Annotated in this window: 11 protein-coding genes, 1 pseudogene, 3 CRISPR repeat arrays and 1 riboswitch (1 of these 16 only partly in view); of the genes and pseudogenes, 7 read left to right on the top strand and 5 right to left on the bottom strand. The window is 38.6% G+C overall.

Going from position 1 to position 16588, the window contains the following annotated elements; translation table 11 throughout:
* A CRISPR array of direct repeats spans positions 1–282; the repeat unit is 28 nt; unit sequence TTTCTAAACAGCTTATCCAGCTTTAAAC; it begins 107 nt to the left of the window's first position.
* A gap of 622 nt (positions 283–904) precedes the next feature.
* A CRISPR array of direct repeats spans positions 905–1233; the repeat unit is 23 nt; unit sequence TTTCTAAACAGCTTATGCAGCTG.
* A gap of 681 nt (positions 1234–1914) precedes the next feature.
* Positions 1915–2181: a CRISPR direct-repeat array (repeat unit 27 nt; unit sequence TTTCTAAACAGCTTATGCAGCTGTAAA).
* A 726-nt stretch (positions 2182–2907) separates the two neighbouring features.
* The gene (locus GYM74_RS07520; protein WP_220217612.1) at positions 2908–3669 is read left to right on the top strand and encodes a DeoR/GlpR family DNA-binding transcription regulator; all 762 of its coding nucleotides are present in this window, start codon (positions 2908–2910) and stop codon (positions 3667–3669) included.
* An 18-nt stretch (positions 3670–3687) separates the two neighbouring features.
* On the opposite strand, the gene GYM74_RS07525 is transcribed toward GYM74_RS07520, so the two are convergent.
* Positions 3688–4506 carry a Cof-type HAD-IIB family hydrolase gene (locus tag GYM74_RS07525; protein ID WP_220217613.1) on the bottom strand — a complete coding sequence of 273 codons (819 nt, stop codon included), beginning with the start codon at positions 4504–4506 and terminating at the stop codon, positions 3688–3690.
* A gap of 383 nt (positions 4507–4889) precedes the next feature.
* On the opposite strand from GYM74_RS07525, the gene GYM74_RS07530 reads away from it, so the two are divergent.
* Positions 4890–5483 carry a hypothetical protein gene (locus GYM74_RS07530; protein ID WP_220217614.1) on the top strand — a complete coding sequence of 198 codons (594 nt, stop codon included), beginning with the start codon at positions 4890–4892 and terminating at the stop codon, positions 5481–5483.
* Positions 5484–5583: 100 nt separating this feature from the next.
* Here the strand turns inward: GYM74_RS07530 and clpB are convergent, their stop codons facing one another.
* Complete coding sequence (clpB, locus tag GYM74_RS07535) at positions 5584–8154, bottom strand: ATP-dependent chaperone ClpB (protein ID WP_220217615.1); 2571 nt, start codon at positions 8152–8154, stop codon at positions 5584–5586.
* Positions 8155–8439: 285 nt separating this feature from the next.
* Positions 8440–8485: riboswitch (PreQ1 riboswitch) on the top strand.
* A 3-nt stretch (positions 8486–8488) separates the two neighbouring features.
* On the opposite strand from clpB, the gene queD reads away from it, so the two are divergent.
* Positions 8489–8911 (top strand): 6-carboxytetrahydropterin synthase QueD, encoded by a 423-nt coding sequence (gene queD, locus GYM74_RS07540; RefSeq protein ID WP_220217616.1) that lies wholly within the window; start codon positions 8489–8491, stop codon positions 8909–8911.
* 2 nt (positions 8912–8913) lie between these two features.
* Complete coding sequence (locus GYM74_RS07545; protein WP_220217617.1) at positions 8914–9528, top strand: 7-carboxy-7-deazaguanine synthase QueE; 615 nt, start codon at positions 8914–8916, stop codon at positions 9526–9528.
* Between the two features lie 334 nt (positions 9529–9862).
* Here GYM74_RS07545 and pgeF read toward each other — a convergent pair whose 3' ends face one another.
* Positions 9863–10627 carry a peptidoglycan editing factor PgeF gene (pgeF, locus tag GYM74_RS07550; RefSeq protein WP_366915693.1) on the bottom strand — a complete coding sequence of 255 codons (765 nt, stop codon included), beginning with the start codon at positions 10625–10627 and terminating at the stop codon, positions 9863–9865.
* An 8-nt stretch (positions 10628–10635) separates the two neighbouring features.
* Positions 10636–11610, bottom strand: a complete 975-nt coding sequence (gene rluD, locus GYM74_RS07555; RefSeq protein ID WP_220217619.1) for a 23S rRNA pseudouridine(1911/1915/1917) synthase RluD — start codon at positions 11608–11610, stop codon at positions 10636–10638.
* Positions 11611–11703: 93 nt separating this feature from the next.
* On the opposite strand from rluD, the pseudogene bamD reads away from it, so the two are divergent.
* A pseudogene (gene bamD, locus GYM74_RS07560) lies at positions 11704–12426 on the top strand (outer membrane protein assembly factor BamD); the annotation flags it as partial.
* A gap of 182 nt (positions 12427–12608) precedes the next feature.
* On the opposite strand, the gene GYM74_RS07565 reads toward bamD, so the two are convergent.
* A complete protein-coding gene (locus tag GYM74_RS07565) occupies positions 12609–13232 on the bottom strand; it encodes a hypothetical protein (protein ID WP_220217621.1) in 624 nt (207 codons plus the stop codon).
* Between the two features lie 239 nt (positions 13233–13471).
* Here GYM74_RS07565 and leuS point away from each other — a divergent pair, with 239 nt between their 5' ends.
* Both leuS and lptE read left to right on the top strand, forming a co-directional pair.
* Positions 13472–16054 carry a leucine--tRNA ligase gene (gene leuS, locus GYM74_RS07570; RefSeq protein ID WP_220217622.1) on the top strand — a complete coding sequence of 861 codons (2583 nt, stop codon included), beginning with the start codon at positions 13472–13474 and terminating at the stop codon, positions 16052–16054.
* Positions 16055–16089: 35 nt separating this feature from the next.
* On the top strand, positions 16090–16584 hold the full coding sequence (gene lptE / locus GYM74_RS07575; protein WP_220217623.1) for an LPS assembly lipoprotein LptE: 495 nt from the start codon (positions 16090–16092) through the stop codon (positions 16582–16584).
* Positions 16585–16588: the final 4 nt, after the last annotated feature.

The following is a 16588-nucleotide window of genomic DNA, read 5'->3' on the forward strand; positions in this document are numbered from 1 at the left end:
GCGGATTTGGATGATTTCTAAACAGCTTATCCAGCTTTAAACACATATTGACATCAGAAGCGTTAAAGCGCGTTTTTCTAAACAGCTTATCCAGCTTTAAACCCTATATATTCATATTTGAATCTGCCGTCAATTTTCTAAACAGCTTATCCAGCTTTAAACGATTTGCGTTCAGTGTTTGTAGTGTTGCTAATTTTCTAAACAGCTTATCCAGCTTTAAACCATCAAACGGCGCTCCTGAGCTGGCATCGACTTTTCTAAACAGCTTATCCAGCTTTAAACTAGAATCTCACATACTATAAACATCGTTTATAAAAACACAAAGTGCAATTTTAGGTTTAAAAACCCTTTTTTCTAACGCTTTTGCAATATATTGATTTTTAATATTTTTATTTTTAGCTAAAAAAAAGGGGTTATAAAGTTTGTATTTTTAACTCCACGACTATTTCTAAACGACTTACCATTACCTTCCACAAAAACAGACAAGTGCACCAGACCGCACCTTCACAAAGCGCCGACAACTGAGAGAGGTTAGCACGCCAAACAAGGATGTTTGGCGAGGCGCTGCTTTGTCCGGAACAAATCAGCGCCGGTGCGTCAAGACCGAACGAAGGCGGAGGGCAGTCGAAGACCGCTTTGGGTGGTGCTGCGAGGGGGTTATTAGGGGGATTTCGCACCAAATCCCCCTAATTCGGACGCTGACACCGTAATGAAAATATCAACCAATTAACAGCGTCCGAAACCTGCAAACCAAAAACCCACAACTTTCAATAAAAGTATAAAACCTTGTCAAGAACTTTCAGAAAATATAGGTGTTTAAGTAAAAACACAAATCATTGTAAAAAAGTTTCAGAAAATACCCACGTTTCAGTATAAAAACAAAAGTTTTAGATATTTCAAAAATATCATAAACTCCTTATGCAGCCGTAAATATGCTAGATAAAGCTTTTGGTAAGTGTTCTGATTTATTAACGGCTTATGCAGCTGCTAAGTATTAACGGGGATCGGTATTAGCATGATGCTTTTTCTAAACAGCTTATGCAGCTGCAAAGAGCACGAACATGGGCAAAAAACACCCGCTGCTTTTCTAAACAGCTTATGCAGCTGTAAACATGATTTGTTCAGAGTTATTCGAAAGCTGCAATTTCTAAACAGCTTATGCAGCTGTAAACAAACCGGCGCAGAATCAAAAGTAACCGAAATCTTTCTAAACAGCTTATGCAGCTGTAAACTAGAATCTCACATACTATAAACATCGTTTATAAAAACACAAAGTGCAATTTTAGGTTTAAAAACCCTTTTTTCTAACGCTTTTGCAATATATTGATTTTTAATATTTTTATTTTTAGCTAAAAAAAAGGGGTTATAAAGTTTGTATTTTTAACTCCACGACTATTTCTAAACGACTTACCATTACCTTTCGCAAAAACAAACAAATGCACCAGACCGCACCTTCACAAAGCGCCGACAACTGAGCGAGGTTAGCACGCCAAACAAGGATGTTTGGCGAGGCGCTGCTTTGTCCGGAACAAATCAGCGCCGGTGCGTCAAGACCGAACGAAGGCGGAGGGCAGTCGAAGACCGCTTTGGGTGGTGCTGCGAGGGGGTTATTAGGGGGATTTCGCACCAAATCCCCCTAATTCGGACGCTGACACCGTAATGAAAATATCAACCAATTAACAGCGTCCGAAACCTGCAAACCAAAAACCCACAACTTTCAATAAAAGTATAAAACCTTGTCAAGAACTTTCAGAAAATATAGGTGTTTAAGTAAAAACACAAACCATTGTAAAAAAGTTTCAGAAAATACCCACGTTTCAGTATAAAAACAAAAGTTTTAGATATTTCAAAAATATCATAAACTCCTTATGCAGCCGTAAATATGCTAGATAAAGCTTTTGGTAAGTGTTCTGATTTATTAACGGCTTATGCAGCTGCTAAGTATTAACGGGGATCGGTATTAGCATGATGCTTTTTCTAAACAGCTTATGCAGCTGCAAAGAGCACGAACATGGGCAAAAAACACCCGCTGCTTTTCTAAACAGCTTATGCAGCTGTAAACATGATTTGTTCAGAGTTACTCGAAAGCTGCAATTTCTAAACAGCTTATGCAGCTGTAAACATGCAATTCTTGATGCGTCAGCTGCGGCTGACTTTCTAAACAGCTTATGCAGCTGTAAACTAGAATCTCACATACTATAAACATCGTTTATAAAAACTCAAAGGGCAATTTTAGGTTTAAAAACCCTTTTTTCTAACGCTTTTGCAATATATTGATTTTTAATATTTTATTTTTAGCTAAAAAAAAGGGTTTATAAAGTTTGTATTTTAAACTCCACTACTATTTTTAAACCGCTTACCATTACCTTTCCCAAAAACAAACAAGTGCACCCACCCGCACCTTCACAAAGCGCCGACAACTGAGCGAGGTTAGCACGCCAAACAAGGATGTTTGGCGAGGCGCTGCTTTGTCCGGAACAAATCAGCGCCGGTGCGTTAAGACCGAACGAAGGCGGAGGGCAGTCGAAGACCGCTTTGGGTGGTGCTGCGAGGGGGTTATTAGGGGGATTATGCACAAAATCCCCCTAATTCGGACGCTGACATCGTATTGAAATTATCGACTAATCAACAGCGTCCGAAACCTGTAAACCAAAAACCCGCAACTTTCAATAAAAGTATAAAACCTTGTCAAGAACTTTCAGAAAATATAGGTGTTTAAGTAAAAACACAAACTCTTGTTAAAAAGTTTCAGAAAACACCTACGTTTCAGTATAAAAACACACTTTTAACCTATTAAAAAAAACACCTCCCCCCTTCCCTTAATCACCTTTGATATTTCCCTACGATATCGGTATGATTATCAATCATAATCTTTCACCGATACAAATATTCACAAAAGGACTTTAAATGATTGACTTTAATGCCTTTCCGGAACAACGACAAGCTTACATTCAGCAGCTCTTAGCTGAAAAAGGCCGGGTGGTGAGTGCTGATTTAATCTCGCAACTTGGCGTGTCAGAGCACACTATCCGTCGAGATTTGCAAAAACTTGCTCGCAACGGAATCTGTAAGCGTGTGTATGGTGGTGCGGTCAGTCAGTTAAAACAGTCAGCAAGCTTCGAAACCAGAATGACGCAAAGTGTCGATGAAAAATCCAAAGTCGCTAAGCGATGCGCTATGTTGATTAAAAACCATTCCTGTATTTTTATCGATGCCGGCTCGACTTATCTTGCTATGGCAAGTTACATCCCTCAAGATATGGATTTAACCATTATCACCAATTCCCCGCAAATCGCCACCGTCTTAAGTAGCCGTAACAAAGGTGAGCTGATTTTAGTCGGTGGCAAAGTCAATCCACAAACCGGCAGCACCATGGGCGCCGATACCGTCAATCAAATTCGTAATATGATTTTTGATCAAACTTTTATTGGCGTTTGCGGACTCGATCCGCAAGCCGGGTTAAGTGCGGTTTATTATGAAGATGCTTGCTTTAAAAAAGAGCTGATTGCGCAAAGTAACGAGGTAATCGCTGCGGTAATTGCCGATAAAATGTTGCAAGTTGCACGCTATAAAGTGGCAACTTGTGAAGATATTGATATTGTTATTGCCAGTCGTGAATCAAAAATTGAAGGCTTTGAACAAGTCAATTTACAAATTGAGCTGGTTTAAGTTCATGCGCTTTTTAACCTAAGATTCGGCTTTTGGCTGAGCCTGCAAATCCAACATAAGTTGAATGGTTTTTAATACTGCACTTTCATCATTATAACCGGTAATAAATCTAGCAACCGCTTTGGTTTCATCAAAAGCATTACGCATAGCAAAACTATATTGAGCCTGCTGGAGCAATTCAATGTCGTTATAACCGTCACCAAATGCCATGGTTTGCCCATAATCAACATTTAATAGTTGTTGTAATTTTTTAATGGTATTACCTTTATGCACATTATGTTCTGTAATATCTATCCATGCTGCTTCAGATACCACAATATAGGCTTGGTTTTCATAAGGGGTTAAATGGGTGCGAGTTTGCGGGCATTGTTGGTTTTCATCGTAAACGGTAATTTTAATAAAATCATCAGTAATAGTTTTAAAATCATCAACTTCAATCATTGCCGCATAAGATTGTCGTACTTTTTGTTTTAACCGATCCGGCAAATTGGCTTTAATGGTCGCACCATTTGCAGTACAGGCAATAATAACATGATTTTTATTAACTTGTTCGAGAGTGGCAATAATTTGTTGACCTAACTGATTGGCTAAAAATGAGCGGTAGATAAACTCACCATTAAATTTAATTGCCGTCGCACTATCACCAACAATCCAAATTTTATCACGATAATCACCAAACAGCTCTTCTACCCGTTCACACTGCTTACCGGTACAAGCGACAAAATGGACACCCTGTTTTGCCATTTGCTCATACACTTTAGCAAATAACTGTCGATCATAATCGCCCCTGTCGTTTAAAAAAGTACCATCTAAATCACTGATAATTAACTTAATCATACATTTTTCCTTTCACTTATTTTACGAGATAGATCATTACTGTGATTGATTATGCAATTTTATGCAATATTTGGCAAGATTAATGCTTGTTCTATTTCTGATGAGTTATTGTAATCCTTATTAATAGAGCAATCTCAACGCTATCTTTTAATGGTGTTGATACTGATGATATCTTAAGCATTGATATCACATTTCGGTCAGATGACAAGTCAATAAAACAGCTAAGTTTAACTGCTAATATCAACAATACATCAACATCGAGCATGGTAAAACGAACAAAATGCTTAGCCACGATTAATAAAACAGTGTTGTAGAAAAAATGAGATTCATCTAAACTGTGATCGCTTTTTTTTATAGTCAATGGAAATAAAAAGGAATGTTTTATGACTGACGCAACCAAAAAGAAGATGTCTTTAAGCAAAAAAATAGTTATTGCCGGCGTAGGCTTCTTAGTCTTAGCCATTTTTGCCGGTAATAGCAGTGAGAGCAAAAAGGAGTCTGAGCCGGAAATTCAGTATCCCGCTAATCAAACTGTTTTAATCGATGCATCATTACTCGCTATTGATAAAGCCAAAAAAGCTGATAATGATATGCAAAAAGGTAATGCGCTAAGAGAAAGAAACAAAACGATTTGTGCCAATATGGGACCATTAACGGTCGAAGATTGGATTGGAACGGTAAGCAAAATTGATTCCAATTCAGACGGTCTGGGCATTTTAAAGATTGAGATAGCTAAAAATGTTTATGTCGAAACTTGGAATAACGCAATTTCGGATAGTTTCCATAACACATTAATTCAACCTTCTACACCACTGTTTGATGCTGTTGCCAACTTAAAGAAAGGTCAAAAAGTGAAATTTTCCGGTCAATTCTTTGATGATAGCGATACTTGTATTTATGAATCAAGTTTGACTTTAGACGGTAAAGTCAAAGAGCCTGAATTTATCTTTAAATTCTCTAAAGTCAGTCCTTTATAATTAGGCTACTTAAGATAATTTGTTCAGTAATCATTACCAATAAAAAAACCGGAAAACATCATGTTTTCCGGTTTTTATTTTCATTATTCAACCACACAAATTACTGTTTAGCTTCAATATTATCACCGACTAAGTCCAAATGAATGGTTTTACCCGGTACTAATTTCCCTGCTAAAATTTGTTGAGCTAACGGATTTTCAATCTCTTGTTGAATTGCACGTTTTAACGGCCTTGCACCATAAATTGGATCGAAGCCAACTTTCGCAAGCTGTTCTAATGCGGCATCAGAGATTTCTAATTCATAGCCTCGTTCTTCTAAGCGTTTTTCAACATGTGCCAATTGAATTTTAGCAATCGCTTTAATGTTTTCTTGACCTAGTGGGTGGAAGACCACTGTTTCGTCAATACGATTGATAAATTCCGGTCTAAAGTGTTTAGTGACAACAGTCATCACTAACGCTTTCATTTCGTCGTAACTTAACTCGACTTGACCTTGAATAAGATCTGAGCCTAAATTAGAGGTCATAATAATTACCGTATTACGGAAATCAACCGTGCGACCTTGCCCGTCGGTTAAGCGACCGTCATCTAATACTTGTAATAAAATATTAAAGACATCCGGATGCGCTTTTTCAACCTCATCAAGTAAAATGACTGAATATGGTCGACGTCTTACCGCTTCGGTTAAATAGCCACCTTCTTCGTAACCAACGTATCCCGGAGGCGCACCAATTAATCGAGCGACTGAGTGTTTTTCCATAAATTCTGACATATCAATCCGCACCATGGCATCTTCACTATCAAACATAAAGTTTGCCAGTGCTTTACAAAGCTCAGTTTTACCTACACCAGTTGGACCTAAGAATAAGAACGATCCGATCGGTTTATTTGGATCAGAAAGCCCGGCACGACTACGACGAATCGCATTAGCCACCGCAACCACCGCTTCATCTTGACCAATAACACGTTTATGTAACGCATCTTCCATGTGTAGTAATTTATCTTTTTCGCTTTCGAGCATTCTGGAAACAGGAATACCGGTTGCTTTCGATAATACTTCGGCAATTTCGTTATCGGTGACTTTGTTACGCAATAACTTCATGGTTTTGCCTTCTAACTGTGTTGCTGAGGCAAGTTTCTTTTCCAATTCCGGGATTTTGCCATATTGTAATTCTGACATTTTGTTTAAATCACCGGCACGGCGTGCTTGCTCTATTTCAGTGCGAGCTTTCTCCAACTCTGTTTTGATAGTTTGAGTGCCCGAAACTGCTGCCTTCTCTGACTTCCATTCTTCTTCAAGTGACGCATATTGTTTTTCTTTCTCAGCAAGTTCATCATTTAGCATCTCAAGTCGTTTTTTACTTGCATCATCAGACTCTTTCTTAAGCGCTTGTTGCTCAAGTTTTAGCTGAATAATGCGTCTTTCAAGGCGATCTAATGATTCCGGTTTAGAATCCATTTGCATACGAATGCTCGAAGCCGCTTCATCAATTAAATCGATTGCTTTATCCGGTAACATACGGTCTGAAATATAACGATGCGATAACGTTGCCGCCGCCACAATAGCCGGATCGGTAATCTGTACGTGGTGGTGAATTTCATAACGTTCTTTCAAACCACGTAAAATGGCAATCGTATCTTCAACACTTGGTTCAGCCACATAGACTTTTTGGAAACGGCGTTCTAACGCAGGATCTTTCTCAATATATTGACGATATTCATCAAGAGTGGTTGCGCCCACGCAGTGCAATTCACCACGAGCCAATGCGGGTTTTAACATATTACCGGCATCCATCGCACCATCACTTTTGCCTGCCCCAACCATGGTATGAATCTCATCAATAAATAGAATGATACGGCCTTCTTCTTTGGCGATATCTTTAAGTACTGCTTTAAGACGCTCTTCAAATTCACCACGATATTTAGCGCCGGCAATCAAAGCACCCATATCTAATGATAAAACACGTTTGTTACGTAACCCTTCCGGTACTTCACGATTAACAATACGCTGTGCTAAACCTTCAACGATAGCGGTTTTACCGACCCCCGGCTCACCAATAAGTACCGGGTTATTTTTGGTACGACGTTGCAATACTTGTATAGTACGGCGAATCTCTTCATCACGACCAATAACCGGATCGAGTTTGCCTTGTTCAGCACGTTCGGTTAAATCGATAGTATATTTTTTCAACGCACCACGTTGATCTTCTGCATTAGGATCGTTCACGTTATCATTACCTCTTACTTGATTTACCGCCTGATTAAATTTATCTTTCGTCACGCCACTACGTTTAAGTATGTCACTTAAACTGCCTTTATCTTCTAAAGCGGCTAAAATAAATAGTTCAGATGAGATATAACTATCGCCATTTTTTTGCGATAATTTGTCACAAAGATTTAGTACTCGAATAAAATCTTGTGAAGGTATCACATCACCGCCGGCACCTTGTACTTGCGGCAAACGATCAATCGCTTGAGTTAATTCTTGTTGTAATAGAGCGATATTAGCGCCAGCCGAAGCTAATAATGGTTTAACACTACTGCCTTCTTGATTGAGCATGGCGGAAAGTACATGAACAGGCTCGATATATTGATTATCTTTACCTAATGCTAAAGACTGCGCATCAGCTAAAGCTTGTTGAAATTTATTTGTGAGTTTGTCTAACCTCATATTATTTATCTCCTGTGCAATAGATTTGGATCAAATGGCGAAGCATTCAATCCATTTGCATGATCACTAAATGAGTGTGGAAGATGAAATTTCAAGAGCTGATTGAGAATATTTTTTTACAGAATTTATACAACAAAACAACGCAAATAAGACACAGTTAACCTTGTATTAGAAAACGTGATGAAAATCACCGCATCAGTTTACTTAAACTATCATTAAATGACAATTGAAAGATGACAAATCAACGTTTATCGATTATATTAGCCGCTCGTTTTGTTAGGTCATCTAACCGTGGTTCGTAACCCATCCCACGTAAAAAAACTAGGATAATATCATGTTCAAAATAGCTAAAGAGTTTCAATTTGATGCTTGTCATATGTTAGACGGGCATAATAAAAAATGTCATAACCTGCACGGTCATACCTATCGCTTATTAGTTGAGATCAGTGGTGAACTTATTACCAGCGGCTCAAGTGCTGATATGGTCATGGATTACGCTGATTTAAAAGCAATTGTTAAACAACATATTGTTGATCCGCTCGATCATGCTTATTTATACAACCAAAATAACGCTAACGAGTGCCGGATTGCCGATTTATTAAAGCAGATGGATCGTAAAATTTTTGCCTTTCCTTGCCGTACAACTGCTGAAGGAATGTGTCAATACATCTTCGATTGCTTAGCGCAATATCTACCCGTTTCGATGATCAAACTTTGGGAAACCCCGACATCTTACTGCGAGTACCGCCGGAGCTAAAAATGACTGAATTTCGCATTGTTGAAATCTTCGAATCTTTACAGGGCGAAGGTTACAATACTGGTATGCCGGCAATTTTTATTCGCTTTGCCGGTTGTAATTTAAATTGTGCATGGTGTGATACCGATTTTCGCCGATTTAGCCGATTTACCTTAACGCAGCTATTAGCAACGCTTAAGCAGTATCAAAGCAAAAATATTATTATCACCGGCGGTGAGCCAACTATGGTTAAAGCGTTGCCGGAGCTGCTCTTGTCACTCAAACAAGCCGGTTATTTTATTGCCATTGAGAGTAATGGTCTGGGCAAAGTCGATCTGCTGATTGACTATATCGCACTAAGCCCTAAATTTTGCTATCAATCTCGCTATCAAAAAATCGCCCAACCGCTCGCCGATGAAGTGCGAATTGTTGTCGAAAATCACCCCGATTTTCTACCATTTTGCCAATATATTGAAAAGCAAATTGATGCAAAACGCTATTATCTTTCCCCTTGTGAAAATAATGGCGTGATGAATATGCATGACACTATTACCTTGTTAGGCAAAATTAATGAGGGTCGCGAAAATAATAAATGGCTGTTAAGTTTGCAGACTCATAAATTTGCCGGCATCGAATAATTGCATTAAAGCCTATTCAGTCGCACGCTTTATCTGACAACTAAAAAACATGTTCGGCAATAGCTAAGAGGCATATCTTGTTTTTATTATTTGAAGCGGATTTAAATTAATCTTTCAAGCGCCTAAGTGGAACAAGAAGGCGAATTGGATTTGTTATTTTAGCCTTATAGATTGAATCAAAAAATACCGTTTATCAAGATGAAGTATAAACGATAGGAAAATGAGCTACTGCCGCTTTTATCAGCGATAAAAACGCAATAATCGGAAGACTCTATGTAAGAGCATAATTAGGCTTTCGATATAAAAAATAATGAAGTTGAATCCAATCGTAATGTTATTCAAACCAAATCATCGTTGCCATTCGGCCGGTGGTCTGATCACGACGATACGAAAAGAATTTGTCTTGCTCGATATAGGTACAATAATCACCACCAAAAATTTTTAAAATGCCCATTGCTTGCAAACGTTGTTTGGCAATTAAATAAAGGTTAGCCAAATATTTTTGCTGATTTGCATTAATTAATTTAAAAGCCGCACTGGCTTTAGCGTCAACTTGTTCAAAGGCTTGCTTGACTTCTTCCCCGACTTCAAACTTTTGTTGACTAATAGCCGGCCCAAGCCACGCTAAAATTTCATTGACCGGACAAGAAAACTTTTTCACGGTTTCTTCTAAAATACCATTACAAAGCCCTCGCCAACCGGCGTGAGCAGCGGCAACCTCATCGCCTTTGATTGAACAAAAGAGTACCGGCATACAGTCAGCGGTTAACACAACACTTACTTGTTTAGCTTGACTGGTATAAGAAGCATCTGCTTGAGCTTCGTTTTGATTTATCATGCCGCTCGGGGCTTGAAGGGGAATCGATGAGATATCAAGGACTTTATTACTATGCGTTTGATTTAACCAATATGGCTCGCTGGGAATATGCTCGGCTTCAATTATACGCTGACGATTTTGACAAACATCGGTTAAATTATCAGCCGTTCGACTACCTAAATTTAAGCTATCATAAGGCGCCTTACTGACGCCTCCGATTCGTGTTGAAGTAAATGCCCGAATATTTTTTGGCGCTGACCAGTAGGGGTAAATCGATTTAATCATATTTGTTACCAATCTATTTCATCTTTATGAAGTTCTGTATCTTCTTGTAATGCTTGTATTAATTTTTGCATATCATCCGGAATAGGTGCATGCCATTGCATTTGTTCACCAGTGACCGGATGAAACAGTTTTAACATAGTAGCATGTAAAGCTTGTCTGTCAAAATTACGTAAAGTTTGAATAAACGATTCACTCGCTCCTTTTGGCGGTCTTGGACGACCGCCATAGAGAGGATCGCCCACTAAAGGATGCGCTATATGCGCCATATGGACACGGATTTGGTGAGTTCGACCGGTCTCTAACCGCAGTCTTAAACGAGTATGTAAGCGGTACTTTTCCATAACACGATAATGGGTAGTAGCAGGCTTGCCGGTTGGAAAAACAGCCATATGAGTGCGTTTAGTCGGATGACGAGTAATCGGCTGATCGATTGTCCCACCGGCGGTAATAATCCCCATAGCAACCGCTTCATACTCACGTGTAATTTCCCGTAATTGGAGTGATTCAACCAGATGCGTTTGAGCAACAATGGTTTTAGCCACAACCATAAGTCCGGTGGTATCTTTATCAAGCCGATGCACTATACCCGCTCGTGGTACCCGTGCTATCTCCGGATAGTGATAAAGCAACGCATTTAAAACCGTACCATTTGGATTGCCGGCACCAGGGTGCACAACAAGGTCACGAGGTTTATTGATAACTAAAATATCATCATCTTCATAAACGATATCAAGTGGAATATTTTCCGGTTGATGATAGGTCTCTTCTTCAATTTCAGCATTGATCGTTATTTTTTCACCGCCCAGTACTTTTTCTTTAGGTTTGTTAACAATATCGTTATTAACCATCACTTTATTGTTAACGATCCAATCTTTAATTCTTGAGCGTGAATAATCGGGAAAAAGCTCTGATAATGCTTGATCTAAACGCATTCCCAGTTGGCTTGCTTCAATTTCAGTTGATAATTTTAACTCTTGCATGTGTAATTTATCTATTTTAAGCTCATCTGTTTTAGAGTATTATATACTAATCCTAGCCTTTAATGTTTAATTATATTTTGGATTGAAAACTGAATGAAATTACATTTACACTCTTTGTTAGCTATCGCTCTATGTGGTGCGCTAATAGGCTGTACCTCAACCAAACCCGAAGTTGAATATGTACCAGAGATTGAACTGCACAGTAAAGCTAAATCAGAGCTTGAAAATGGCAATATCAAATCCAGTATCACGATTTTAGAGGCAATGGATAAAAGCTATCCATTCGGTCCGTACTCCCAGCAAGTGCAACTCGATTTAATTTATGCCTATTACAAATCTGCTGACTTACCCCTTGCTATAGCCTCGATCGACCGCTTTTTAAAATTGAATCCAACGCATCCAAACATCGATTGGGTTATTTATATGCGTGGTATTACCAATATGGCTCAAGACGATAATATGATTCAGGGATGGTTTAACGTTGACCGTTCAGATCGTGATCCAGAATTCGCTGCCGCCGCATTTAAAGATTTTACTTATTTAGTTTCCAGTTTTCCAACTAGCCAATATGCAGCAGATGCCAAAAAACGATTAGTCTTTTTGAAAAATCGCATGGCTCGATATGAATTAAAAGTAGCCCAATTTTATACTAAACGTGGCGCTTATGTTGCAGTTATCAATCGTGTCACCCAAATGCTGGCAATGTTCCCTGATACAGACTCAACTAAATCAGCATTATTATTAATGCGTAATGCTTATAACGAACTGGGTTTAGTTGATGAAGCCAAAAAAGTTGATCAACTTATTCAAGCCAATATCGAAAATATACCAGCTGAAGAGAAAAAATCTTTCTTCTCACGTTTCTTAAGTGTGTTTAATGGTGGCTAATATACTCACCAATTAAGGGCAGTTAAAGTTTATCAAAACAGTTGATGGCTATTTAAACATTTAAATAGCCATTGTTTTATCACAATGTATAAAAAATAAATGCGCATGACCTACTTTCTGACATAAAGGTAACGATTTTCTAAATCATGTGAAGCATTCACTAGAAATTCAGCTGTTTTAGAAGATAAAGTTTGATCCACCGAGATTAATGTAAAATCTGGTTTGAGAACTTGTTCATGAAGATATTGTGTGAATTCAAAAAATTGATCGATATCTTTTTTGGATAATAGAGCAATTTTCCCCTTTACTGTCAGCATCTTAATACGCTTATTGTCAAACTCAAGGATAAGTGTTTGATTAACCCAAACAGTGTTTTCGACTTTCAATCTTATTACTTTTTGTAATGCTGACCATTGAAACATTTGATTCAATTTTTTATGGTCATCAATATTAATCGAATATGAATTGGCATTAATCGTCATTTTTTTACGGAAGAAACTCACAATACTTATAGCAAACAAAAAGATAGAAAATAATGCCGGAACAAGCATTCCAATAATATAAATGACCTCAAAGTATTGGTTGGGAATCATCGGCATGATCGCATCAAAGAAAATTACAAATAAATAAGTGAGACAACAAACGACTAAAAAACCAAAGCACAAAGTGAGTATCATTAAATTTTTAAATGAGCGCCGAGTGAAACAACGAAATTCAAATGTACGATTTTGCATTAACTATTCCTTATATTTGTTTTAGAACTATAGTCTAAAGACTTTTTTAATTATATCGATATTGAATAATTTATCTCTTTTTTATGTATATTATTCACTTTATCTATCTTAACTCATAATAAATATGGATGCTCAAATCATTGTGCTTGATTCACATATCGTTTGTAAAACGTGCCAATAACCAATACAATTAGCAAATTATTTTTTATTAGCAATAATAGATAGGACATATATTCATCATGCAAGAACAATATCGCCCCGACGAGATTGAAGCCAAAGTGCAACAGCATTGGCTAGAAAACAAAACATTTCATGTTACTGAAGATCCTTCAAAAGAAAAATACTACTGTTTATCAATGTTACCTTACCCTTCGGGACGTTTGCATCTTGGTCATGTCCGAAATTACACCATTGGCGATACTATTTCACGTTACCAACGTCTAAATGGCAAAAATGTATTACAACCTATTGGTTGGGACGCCTTCGGTTTACCGGCGGAAGGGGCGGCAGTCAAAAATAATACCGCACCAGCCAAATGGACGTATGAAAATATTGCTTATATGAAAAAGCAATTACAGTTATTAGGTTTTGGTTACGATTGGGATCGTGAAGTCACCACTTGCCGACCGGAATACTACAAATGGGAACAGTGGTTCTTTACTAAACTGTATGAAAAAGGCTTAGTTTACAAGAAAACCTCAGCTGTTAACTGGTGCCCTAACGATCAAACTGTATTGGCTAATGAACAGGTTGTTGAGGGCTGTTGTTGGCGCTGTAATACGCCGGTTGAGCGTAAAGAGATCCCACAATGGTTTATTAAAATCACTGACTATGCCGAAGAGCTTCTTAATGATTTAGATACCCTTGAAAGCTGGCCAGAACAAGTAAAAACCATGCAACGTAACTGGATTGGCCGTTCTGAAGGGGTCGAGTTTGATTTTGCAGTTGAAAACTACAATGATAAATTGCGTGTTTACACAACTCGTCCTGATACGTTAATGGGCGTGAGTTTTGTATCAGTTGCTGCCGAGCATCCACTGGCACAATTAGCAGCGAAAGATAATCCGAAAATTGCGGAATTTATTGCAGAATGCAAAAATACCAAAACGGCAGAAGCCGATATGGCAACCATGGAGAAAAAAGGCATTGCCACCGGATTTTATGCTATTCATCCATTAACGGGTAATAAAGTACCGGTATGGATTGCCAACTTTGTCTTGATTGAATATGGCACAGGTGCGGTTATGGCTGTACCGGGTCATGACGAGCGTGACTATGAATTTGCGTCAAAATATGACTTACCAATAAAACCAGTGATTTTAGATGAGCAAGGCAACGCGCCGGATCTTTCTCAAACAGCTTACACCGAGCACGGTATATTATTTAATTCGGGTGAATTTGACGGGCTTAATTTTGATCAAGCATTCAATGCTATCGCCGACAAACTCACGGCATTAGGTATTGGTGAACGTAAAGTCAATTATCGCTTGCGTGATTGGGGGGTTTCCCGTCAACGTTATTGGGGTGCACCAATTCCAATGGTGACACTCGAAGACGGCACCACCATTCCAACGCCGGAAGATCAACTACCGGTTATTTTACCGGAAAATGTCGAAATGAATGGCATCACCAGCCCAATTAAAGCCGATCCAAACTGGGCAAAAACAACCGTTAACGGGCAACCGGCGCTGCGTGAAACCGATACTTTTGATACATTTATGGAATCAAGTTGGTATTATGCACGATATACTTGTCCGCATTACGACAAAGGGATGTTAGATGAAAAAGCGGCAAACTACTGGTTGCCAGTCGATCAATATGTTGGCGGTATCGAACATGCTATTATGCATTTACTCTATTTCAGATTCTTCCATAAATTGATGCGTGATTTTGGCTTAGTCAATTCCGATGAACCGGCTAAACGTTTACTTTGTCAAGGTATGGTGCTTGCTGATGCATTTTACTACACCAGCCCAACTAACGAACGTATTTGGGTATCACCGACCGAAGTGACCATTGAACGTGATGAAAAAGGCCGCATTTGCAAAGCAACCGACAGCAAAGGTAATGAGCTGGTGCATGCGGGTATGACCAAAATGTCGAAATCAAAAAATAACGGTATCGACCCACAAGAAATGGTTGAAAAATATGGCGCAGATACTGTTCGACTATTTATGATGTTTGCCTCGCCAGCAGATATGACCCTTGAATGGCAAGAATCTGGTGTTGAAGGTGCAAACCGCTTTATTAAACGTGTATGGCGTTTAGTTTATGAACATGCCCAACAAGGTGCCTGTGCCAAACTTGACGTTGCGCAATTAAATGCAGAGCAAAAAACACTACGCCGTGAATTGCATAAAACAATTGCTAAAGTGAGTGATGATATCGGGCGTCGCCAAACATTCAATACCGCCATTGCTGCTGTAATGGAATTTATGAATCGGCTGCAAAAAGCACCACAAGCAACCGAACAAGATCGTGCGTTAATGAACGAAGCATTAAATGCGATTGTACGATTACTCTATCCAATGATTCCGCATGTGTGTTTTATCATGTGGCAAGCGTTAGGACACAGTGAATCAATCGACGACACCACTTGGCCGGTAGCTGATGAATCTGCAATGGTTGAAGATGAAAAACTGATTGTTGTGCAAATTAACGGTAAAGTACGTGGTAAATTCACTGTTCCGGCAGATGCCGATCAAGACTTTGTGCTTGAACAAGCCAAACAAGAAGCCAATATTCAAAAATATTTAGCTGATGTGACAATTCGTAAAGTCATTTATGTACCGGGTAAATTATTGAATTTGGTGGTGGGTTGATATTGTTAGATAACTAAACTACAGGTGGTAATACGATGAAAAAATATTTTGCATTACTCATGTTATTGGCAGTATCACTTACTGGCTGTGGATTTCATTTGCAATATGATACAGAAGTGCCCGAGCGTTTTAAAACTTTAACTTATGTCAGTTACGACCCTTATGGTCGACTGTCACGAGATATTAAAGAGCTATTGAAAGACAATAACGTCACGTTAGTCAATCAAGATAACGGCGGGCAGATACCTTCATTAAAAATTATCAGTGACTCGCTTAATCGTAGCACTATCTCGATTTATCAAGACGGTAAAGCGGCTGAATATCAACTTGTGCTGACCATTCAAGCGCAAGTGATTATTGCCGGACAAGATATCTACCCGATTAATGTACGAGTCTTTAGAACATTTTTTGATAATCCTGCTGCGGCATTGGCAAAAACAGCAGAACAAAATTTAATTGAAGATGAGATGTATCGACAAGCAGCTAAACAAATTATCCGTAAATTAAAATCGGTTGATGCTGTAAATTAAAATA

Origin of the sequence: Gilliamella sp. ESL0405 (assembly GCF_019469205.1) — a bacterium.
In the GTDB taxonomy this organism is placed as follows: Bacteria; Pseudomonadota; Gammaproteobacteria; order Enterobacterales; family Orbaceae; genus Gilliamella.

Excerpts from the sequence above, each read along its gene's own strand:
- GYM74_RS07520 (WP_220217612.1), top strand. The coding sequence starts at position 2,908 with ATGATTGACTTTAATGCCTTTCCGGAACAACGACAAGCTTACATTCAG.
- GYM74_RS07525 (WP_220217613.1), bottom strand. The coding sequence starts at position 4,506 with ATGATTAAGTTAATTATCAGTGATTTAGATGGTACTTTTTTAAACGAC.
- GYM74_RS07530 (WP_220217614.1), top strand. The coding sequence starts at position 4,890 with ATGACTGACGCAACCAAAAAGAAGATGTCTTTAAGCAAAAAAATAGTT.
- clpB (WP_220217615.1), bottom strand. The coding sequence starts at position 8,154 with ATGAGGTTAGACAAACTCACAAATAAATTTCAACAAGCTTTAGCTGAT.
- queD (WP_220217616.1), top strand. The coding sequence starts at position 8,489 with ATGTTCAAAATAGCTAAAGAGTTTCAATTTGATGCTTGTCATATGTTA.
- GYM74_RS07545 (WP_220217617.1), top strand. The coding sequence starts at position 8,914 with ATGACTGAATTTCGCATTGTTGAAATCTTCGAATCTTTACAGGGCGAA.
- rluD (WP_220217619.1), bottom strand. The coding sequence starts at position 11,610 with ATGCAAGAGTTAAAATTATCAACTGAAATTGAAGCAAGCCAACTGGGA.
- GYM74_RS07565 (WP_220217621.1), bottom strand. The coding sequence starts at position 13,232 with ATGCAAAATCGTACATTTGAATTTCGTTGTTTCACTCGGCGCTCATTT.
- leuS (WP_220217622.1), top strand. The coding sequence starts at position 13,472 with ATGCAAGAACAATATCGCCCCGACGAGATTGAAGCCAAAGTGCAACAG.
- lptE (WP_220217623.1), top strand. The coding sequence starts at position 16,090 with ATGAAAAAATATTTTGCATTACTCATGTTATTGGCAGTATCACTTACT.